This is a genomic window from Streptococcus mitis (assembly GCF_019929545.1).
GTDB lineage: Bacteria > Bacillota > Bacilli > Lactobacillales > Streptococcaceae > Streptococcus > Streptococcus mitis_BU.
The window spans coordinates 1-8,546 of sequence record NZ_JAHZPT010000046.1; the positions used below are offsets into that span (position 1 = coordinate 1).

Consider the following 8,546-nt stretch of genomic DNA (forward strand, 5'->3'; position numbering starts at 1 on the left):
TGTGCCAACTAAATGAGACACATACAGTTGATTTTTTCTTTTGTGATAAGAGTGGAGTTTTTAGAGGTGCCCATAAGAATTAATATAGTTCAAGACATCCTTTGGTGTAGAGAAAAGAGCCAAATCAAACTGACGAACAATCGCAATTGTTTTAGAAAGATATTTTTGACTCTGCAAGAACAGCACTAATTCCAAAAAGGAAAGGGATAATGTTATATGAGTTACATCGAGTACAATTAATTCACTTGCTGAAATGAAGAGAGCCAATAAAATCGCTACACTTGCAATATTAAAAACAATGCTTCCAAACTCAAGATTCCGATACATTTGCACATAATAGGTTTCATTCAAATCATCATCCATTTCCTCTTGATACAAGGAGTGAAATTTTCTGCTTTTCTTTAAGAAATTGAAAGTCAAAAGAATGCTAATGAAACCTAACAGTAAACAAATAGCTGATATCCATGGTATCAAGATTTTTACATCTAAAACAATTCCGTGAAATTCGGCACCAGCCTTAAACATATCTACAAACATGTACAAGAAAACTCCCAAGACAAAAGGAATTAAAAATAACAAGCCATGTTTCTTTTTCATATTCATTCTCCTTTTTCACTTGCTAGATTTTTGGATTTATTTTCAATCCAGTCAACGACTGGGATGAGGGCAAAGTAGGCCCAAATAAATTGGTCACTGTAATAGAGATCAAACCATCCTAGATTTGCTCCAATTAGTAGACACACGCTGACTAATAGAGCTATGGCAACTACATAATAGATCACTTTATACTTGTTCATTACTCGTCCTCCTCCAAGCGAAATACCGATTCGACTGTTTCGTTGAAAATTTGAGATATTTTCAGGGCAATTACAATGGACGGGGTGTATTCATCCCGTTCTAGTAGGCTAACGGTCTGTCTGGAAACCCCTGCCAGCTTGGCCAGGTCGGTTTGATTGAGACCATCGCGAGCTCGAAGCTCTTTTAGACGATTTTTAAGCATTCCTTTCTCCTTTTCTCTTAACTTGCTTACATTGTAACACATCTTTTTCTTTTTGACAATCATATTCGTCAAAAAGTTTATGATTTTTGTCATTTTGCAAAAGAAAAAGGTCAGGAATAAATAAGATCCTGACCAGTGTTAAATACTATTAAAATCCTAATTTTTCAAAGATTTCTGAAAAGTTTTGGCTGATTGCCTCAAGTGACACTTGCAATTCTTCTCGGGTTTGGTTGTTCTTGACCGTTACTTGTCCGCTTTCGACTTCGCTTTCTCCGAGGGTGATGAGGGTCTTAGCCGCAAAGACATCGGCTGACTTGAACTGAGCTTTTAGTTTACGGTTAAGGTAATCACGCTCTGCTTTGAAACCTTGTTGGCGAAGAGCTTGTACCAACTCCAAGGCCTTGACATTTGCTCCTTGACCCAAGACTGCGATATAGACATCTAGGGCGTTTTCGATAGGAAGAGCAACACCTTGCTTCTCAAGAATGAGAAGCAGGCGCTCTACACCAAGTCCAAAACCAAATCCAGCAGTTTCCGGGCCTCCAAAGTAAGCAACCAAGCCATCGTAACGACCACCCGCACAGACTGTCAAGTCATTGCCCTCAATCTCAGTGATAAACTCGAAAATGGTGTGGTTGTAGTAGTCCAAACCACGCACCATATTGGTATCGATGATATAGTCTACTCCAAGATTTTCCAACATCTGACGCACAGCATCAAAATGAGCTTGGCTTTCTTCATCAAGGAAGTCCAAGATAGACGGCGCATTCTCCACTGCCACCTTGTCTTCTTTTTCCTTAGAGTCCAAGACACGGAGAGGATTTTCCTCCAAACGACGTTGGCTATCCTTAGACAAGGTCTCCTTGAGCGGTGTCAAATAGTCAATTAAGGCTTGACGGTAGGCCGCACGGCTCTCAGGATTTCCAAGAGTATTGAGGTGCAATTTGACACCTTGGATGCCGATTTCTTTCAGGAAGTGAGCTGCCATAGCAATGGTTTCCACATCGGTAGCTGGATTGCTAGAGCCAAAACACTCAACACCAATCTGGTGGAACTGGCGCAAACGCCCTGCCTGTGGACGCTCATAGCGGAACATTGGGCCCATGTAATAGAACTTACTTGGCTTTTGCACTTCTGGTGCGAAGAGTTTATTTTCCACATAGGAACGGACAACTGGCGCTGTTCCTTCTGGACGGAGGGTAATATGACGGTCACCCTTGTCATAGAAATCGTACATTTCCTTGGTTACGATATCCGTTGTATCTCCGACAGAGCGACTGATAACCTCGTAATGCTCAAAAATAGGCGTGCGCACTTCTGCGTAGTTATAGCGCTTGAAAATCTCACGGGCAAAGCCCTCAACGTACTGCCATTTGGCAGATTCAGCAGGTAAAATATCCTGCGTTCCTTTTGGTTTTTGTAATTTCATAGGGAATCCTCTTTAAACTTAATAGTCTTATTTTACCATAAATAGAGGGATTAAAACAGTAAGAAAAAAATTAGGATTTATACTCAATGAAAATCAAAAAGCAAACTAGGAAGTTAGCCGCAAGCTGTACTTGAGTACGGTAAGGCGACACTGACGTGGTTTGAAGAGATTTTCGAAGAGTATTAGATATCATTTTTGAGATTAATAACTGTCAAAAGAATAGCTAGGAAGGAAAAACCAACAAATAGTATCCAAGTCAACTGTATATTCCATACGGCTACAAGTGAAAAACAGGCTGTTCCCACAGGTATGGATAAGGTAAACAAGAGACCTAAAAAATTACTGGTACGAGCTAGAACCTCTGGAGCTAGATTTTTCATGAGCATGGCACTAATCTTTGGTTGAACTTTACCAGACACATACAGAGTTGAAAAGAGAAATAGTAAACCAAGTACGACTTGATTGAATAAATTAGCTAGACCAATTAGACTGAGTCCTACGGTCACCCACATCATCAATCTAGGCAAGGACTGCTTCCCAAAATAATCATTGCCCGTAAGGCTACTGATGATGATTGCTACTAAAACACCGAATTGATTGATAAATAGTGCCTCTGTGTAAGAAAAATTCAAGAGAGAATGGCTCAAAAAGAAGATGTTATAGATGCTTCCTAAAGCCCCACCCAAGGCATTGATAAGCAAGACAGCAAAGATCATGAATCCAAAGTTTTTCTGTCCACCTTTAAGAAAAACGAGACGTAAATTTCGATAAATCGTTAGGAACTGCTCTTTGATCGGAAGCTTCTCATTTTTTAGAATTTTACCATCAGCAGATGACATTGACAGGCTCAATTTGCTTTTTCCTAAAAAGAGGATAACGGCTGATACTAGGAAAAAACAGGCATTGATTCCCGCAACGAGGGAAAAATTGTTGACCGATAGACCTAAGAGCCAGACTCCAAAAGCTTGACCCCCAATAGCTGAAATATAGGTGATGAACTGTGAAAATGAGTAAGCCTCCATCAGATCATCTTCAGCTACTTTTTCCTTAATAAGAGGCATGCGCAAACCACCAGCAAAATCACTGATGACATCGCTAATGACATTGATTAAACACAGACTAGAAAAGGCAAAGAGACTAGCTTGCTGAACAACTAGGGCTGCTAGAAAAAATAAAACTGCCTGAAACAAACCGCTATAGATCATCCATTTGACCTTGTCCCTCGTGTAATCTGCCCGAATCCCTACAAAAACTGTAAAGAGAGTCGGAATAATCATGACAATATTCGCCATAGCAACAGCAAAAGAGGCTTGTGGCAAGGTCGATGCATAGACGATAAAGACCAGGTTGAAAATCGAAGCACCAAAAGCATTGAAGAAGCGTGACAAAGTCAAGAGTCGATAAGCGTGATTTCTAAACAATAGTTTCATAGGTAATCTCCCTTCTTGTTCGAAGTTTTATGTGAAGTATGACTATAGTATAGCACTTAGAAATTTTAGAGGAAAAACTTTTGAATATATGCAACAAAAAAATAAGTAAAAAGAGACGATAGAATTTCTCCAGTGACACGAGAGAGGTCAACAATTCTATCGCTTAAAATTTCAAATGATTTTCTTAGTTTGCAGATATTCAACAATCGGTCGTATTTCTATAGTATTCGGCAGATTTATTACAGCCAAGCATCTCAAAAATACGGACAGCATCTTCCATCTTTTTCTGACCTTCCTTGACTCTGCCTTGCTTGCTATCAAGGAGACCTTCCGCCCACAAATAGACAATTCGGAAATAGGTTTCATTTTCATTGTAGAAACGCTCTTCGATAACACGTTTAAAATAAGAGGCATTGGTAAATTCTTCACACTCAATGCTGGCTAAAAAGCCATTCAATAGTATAGTGTGAAAAAGGTTTCGATTGCCAGACATTTCCATTAGGAAATCAGATTTACGTACCATCTCTCTAACATACCTAGTGAAAAGAGAAACAGATAGAAATGGTGAACTGACTGAAAATAAATTGAGTTCATAGATTCCCCAGATCTCGGTAGAAAACAAATAATCATGAAGGACTTTCCCCTCCTCTGCTGTTAACTCTACCCTTTCATCCATGCTCTTCATATAAGACTTGATAATAATGGCATTTAGAATATGTTTCTGTTTGTTTTGAGAATGGGTATGCTTTTGGTACTCCTTGCGATACAGGTCTTCAAGAGGTGCTATATTCTTTGGATCCAAGACATCTAGGATTTCTTTTCTCAACTCAGAATCTGTATCATACTGAAAACCTCTCGCTAGAAAGAGGATTTCCTCTACACTGGCAGATATATTTTCTAGGGCAAATAGAAACTTTTCCACCGAAAGCTCACTCTGACCTGTTTCAAAGCGAGATAACATAGACGGCGAAAATTGTCCCCCAGTTGCTTGTCTCAGCGAGATATTTCTTGACTCTCGTAATTGTCTAAAGACTTTTCCAATCTGCTCCATAGGCTTCCCCTTGATTCAGTGTTTTCTTTATATTATCATATTTTTTCAGAAAATTCATCAAAAACTTGCCAAATTGTCAGAATTATGAGAAAATAGAGGATATTTATCACGTGGAGGGACTGTAATGAGAGACGATATCAAAATCAATGACCGGGCTTTGGCCTTGCAAGACCAAATTATCGAAAAACTAGAGAAGGTTTTTGATACAGATGTGGAATTGGATGTTTACAATCTAGGGCTGATTTATGAGATCAATCTAGACGAAACAGGCCTCTGCAAAATTGTCATGACCTTCACCGACACCGCCTGCGATTGCGCCGAAAGCCTGCCTATCGAAATCGTGGCAGGTCTGAAACAAATCGAGGGTATCGAAGATGTCAAGGTTGAAGTTACCTGGTCGCCTGCCTGGAAGATTACACGAATCAGTCGCTACGGCCGCATTGCCCTTGGACTGCCACCTCGTTAAGCAGGTAAATTACTTTTGAAGATGAAAAGAAGCAAGCCAAAGTTGGCTTGCTTTTTGAATTTACTTTTTACCTGACTTGTCCATATTCCAGAAGTCTGTCACGGCTCCGCGTGAAGCAGATGATACGATATGGGCATATTTACCGAGGACACCACGACTATAGAGTGGTGGCAAGGTTGTTTCTGCCTTGCGTTTTTCAAGTTCTTCTTCGGATACGGCCATGGAAATTTCTTTGGTATCTTGGTCAACCGTAACGATATCGCCTGTACGAAGGTAGGCAATTGGTCCACCATCCTGAGCTTCAGGAGCGATATGTCCAACAACCAGACCATAAGTACCACCAGAGAAGCGTCCATCTGTCAAGAGGGCAACCTTGTCTCCTTGACCTTTACCAACAATCATTGATGAAAGTGACAGCATCTCAGGCATACCAGGACCACCCTTAGGTCCAACGAAACGAACAACGACTACATCGCCATCAACGATTTCATCTGTCAGAACGGCCTGAATAGCATCTTCTTCTGAGTCAAAGACCTTAGCTGGTCCAACGTGACGACGCACTTTCACACCTGATACCTTGGCAACCGCACCGTCAGGGGCAAGGTTCCCGTTCAAGATGATAAGCGGACCATCCGCACGTTTTGGATTTTCAAGTGGCATAATAACTTTTTGACCTGGAGTGAGGTCTGCAAAGTCAGCCAAGTTCTCAGCGACAGTCTTACCAGTACATGTGATGCGGTCTCCATGAAGGAAACCATTTGCCAAGAGATATTTCATAACCGCAGGCACACCACCGACTTCGTAGAGATCTTGGAAGACATACTGACCAGATGGTTTCAAGTCAGCCAAGTGAGGCACACGTTCTTGAATCGTATTGAAGTCCTCAAGTGACAAGTCAACATTGGCAGCATGGGCAATGGCAAGCAAGTGAAGAGTGGCGTTTGTAGAACCACCTAGAGCCATAGTTACAGTGATAGCATCTTCAAAGGCTTCACGAGTCAAGATATCTGATGGTTTAAGACCTAGTTCCAACATCTTAACAACAGCACGTCCTGCTGCTTCGATATCTTCTTTCTTGTCAGCTGATTCAGCTGGATGAGATGAAGAGCCTGGCAAACTCATACCGAGAACTTCGATAGCAGTCGCCATGGTATTAGCTGTGTACATACCACCACAGCCACCAGGACCAGGGCAGGCATTACATTCAAGACGTTTTACGTCCTCAGCTGTCATGTCACCGTGGTTCCATTTTCCGATACCCTCAAAAACAGAAACCAAGTCAATATCTTTACCATCAAGATTTCCCGGTGCAATAGTTCCACCATAGGCGAAAATTGCTGGAATATCCATATTAGCAATGGCAATCATAGAACCAGGCATGTTCTTGTCACAACCACCGATAGCAACAAAGGCATCCACATTGTGACCACCCATAGCCGCCTCGATAGAGTCCGCAATGATATCACGAGATGTCAAAGAGAAACGCATACCAGGCGTTCCCATAGCAATCCCGTCCGCTACAGTAATAGTTCCAAACTGCACAGGCCAAGCACCTGCAGATTTGACACCCTCTTTAGCCAATTTCCCAAAATCATGCAAGTGGATGTTACATGGTGTATTTTCCGCCCAAGTCGAAATCACTCCCACAATCGGTGTTTCAAAGTCCTTATCTGTCATACCAGTCGCACGAAGCATAGCACGGTTTGGTGATTTAACCATACTATCATAAATGCTACTGCGATGACGTTTAGCTAATTCAGTCATTTGTTCCCTCCCATTTCAGTTTTTACTATTATAGCACATTTTAAAGGCAATGAACAGAAGAAAATTCTTGAATTTTCAGAAAATTCTATACACATATAAACATTTTAAATTAAAAACAACAAAGCGGATCAGGGCACTTTCTGATTACCAGAATATGCTTTTAATCCGCTCGCTTTAAATAACGTAATGTAATTTTTACAGAAGTTCTTTCAGATAAGTGTATTTAATATCTATCTTGCATTATAAAACGCTAAAACTTTCTCTTTTATATTCGATTCACTCAAACCATACTCATTAAGAAGATAATCCATTTTCCCTACTTGACCGAATCTTTCTTGAACACCCATCCGATGAATTTTTGTTATTCCATCATCAGAGAATAATTCACATAAAGCACTGCCAATTCCACCTATCTGATTGTGGTTTTCTACAGTAAATATAGTTTTTCCGCTTAACATTGTTTTTATCTGTTCTGGTATCGGTTTGATTCTAAATAAATCTATCACACCTACTGAATAACCTAATTTAGACAGTTCATCCGCAACTCGAATACTTGGAGCAACCATTATGCCAGAAGCAACTATTACAACATCTTCACCGTGTCTTAACTCAATGTAGCCTTTAGAAAAATCTTCTCCACCTTGATATACAGCCTCTGGAGCTTTTCTAATTGTTCGAATATATTTTAGTCCTTTTAATTCTAATGTCTGGTTCAAGATTTCACGAAATTGGATATCATCAGTTGCTTCAAAAATGATTGATTTAGGAATTAAACGTAACAATCCAATTTCTTCAAATGGCATATGTGTTCCACCATTCATCTCTGCCGTTACTCCTGCATCTGAGCCAATCACAGTGGCATCCAATTGTGCGTACCCAAGAGAAATAAATAATTGATCAAATACTCTTCGTGAAGCAAAAGGGCCAAATGTATGAAGATAAGGTCTAAACCCCTGAATAGATAAACCTGCTGCAAGCCCGACCATTTCTGCTTCCATGATCCCAACATTCACATAACGGTCTCCAAAGTCCTTTTCAAGATTATTAGTAGTCATCGAACTTGACAAGTCTGCTTCTAAAACTACTATATCAGAATAACTTTGGTTAGCTTCTAGAAGGAAATCTCTATACACATGTCGTAATTCTTTCGTACTTCTCATCATTCTGTTTCCTCCAATTCCTGACTTAATCTTTCTACAACTGAAGTTAACATTTGTCTCTCCTCTACAGTAGGGCGAAGATGATGATTGGATTTCATTTCTTCCAGCTCTCGAACTCCTTGACCTTTAATAGTGTCTAATACAATACACTTAGGGGATGAATTATTTGAGGGCACCTCTAAAAACCTATCCAATGGACACCAAAATATGAGATAATAGCCTTATCATAAGATGAGGTTATTATTT

The 8,546-nt window shown here is 40.2% G+C and carries 8 protein-coding genes and 2 pseudogenes; 1 reads left to right on the plus strand and 9 read right to left on the minus strand.

Annotation, left to right across the window (positions count from 1 at the left end):
- Positions 1 to 72: 72 nt before the first annotated feature.
- The 6 genes and pseudogenes from K1I71_RS09185 to rgg all read right to left on the minus strand — a co-directional run.
- Positions 73 to 603, minus strand: a pseudogene (locus K1I71_RS09185) (DUF3169 family protein); the annotation flags it as partial.
- Complete coding sequence (locus K1I71_RS09190; RefSeq protein ID WP_223330816.1) at positions 600 to 797, minus strand: hypothetical protein; 198 nt, start codon at positions 795 to 797, stop codon at positions 600 to 602. The pseudogene K1I71_RS09185 and the gene K1I71_RS09190, both read right to left, overlap by 4 nt.
- On the minus strand, positions 797 to 1,000 hold the full coding sequence (locus K1I71_RS09195) for a helix-turn-helix transcriptional regulator (protein ID WP_223330817.1): 204 nt from the start codon (positions 998 to 1,000) through the stop codon (positions 797 to 799). The genes K1I71_RS09190 and K1I71_RS09195 overlap by 1 nt, the downstream gene beginning before the upstream one ends.
- 148 nt (positions 1,001 to 1,148) lie before the next feature.
- Positions 1,149 to 2,429, minus strand: a complete 1,281-nt coding sequence (gene hisS, locus K1I71_RS09200) for a histidine--tRNA ligase (protein WP_223330818.1) — start codon at positions 2,427 to 2,429, stop codon at positions 1,149 to 1,151.
- A 182-nt stretch (positions 2,430 to 2,611) separates the two neighbouring features.
- Positions 2,612 to 3,859, minus strand: coding sequence for an MFS transporter (locus tag K1I71_RS09205; protein ID WP_223330819.1), 1,248 nt, complete (start codon positions 3,857 to 3,859; stop codon positions 2,612 to 2,614).
- A 199-nt stretch (positions 3,860 to 4,058) separates the two neighbouring features.
- Entirely contained in the window at positions 4,059 to 4,910 is an 852-nt protein-coding gene (rgg, locus tag K1I71_RS09210; protein WP_223330820.1) for a quorum-sensing system transcriptional regulator Rgg, read from the minus strand.
- Positions 4,911 to 5,034: 124 nt separating this feature from the next.
- Between rgg and K1I71_RS09215 the strand changes: the two genes are divergently transcribed.
- Positions 5,035 to 5,376 (plus strand): metal-sulfur cluster assembly factor, encoded by a 342-nt coding sequence (locus tag K1I71_RS09215; protein ID WP_001204052.1) that lies wholly within the window; start codon positions 5,035 to 5,037, stop codon positions 5,374 to 5,376.
- A gap of 60 nt (positions 5,377 to 5,436) precedes the next feature.
- On the opposite strand, the gene ilvD is transcribed toward K1I71_RS09215, so the two are convergent.
- The 3 genes and pseudogenes from ilvD to K1I71_RS09230 all read right to left on the minus strand — a co-directional run.
- Positions 5,437 to 7,140 carry a dihydroxy-acid dehydratase gene (gene ilvD, locus K1I71_RS09220; RefSeq protein ID WP_223330821.1) on the minus strand — a complete coding sequence of 568 codons (1,704 nt, stop codon included), beginning with the start codon at positions 7,138 to 7,140 and terminating at the stop codon, positions 5,437 to 5,439.
- 230 nt (positions 7,141 to 7,370) lie between these two features.
- A complete protein-coding gene (locus K1I71_RS09225) occupies positions 7,371 to 8,303 on the minus strand; it encodes a transketolase family protein (RefSeq protein ID WP_223330822.1) in 933 nt (310 codons plus the stop codon).
- Positions 8,300 to 8,470 (minus strand): annotated as a pseudogene (locus K1I71_RS09230) (transketolase); the annotation flags it as partial. The gene K1I71_RS09225 and the pseudogene K1I71_RS09230, both read right to left, overlap by 4 nt.
- Positions 8,471 to 8,546 lie beyond the last annotated feature (76 nt).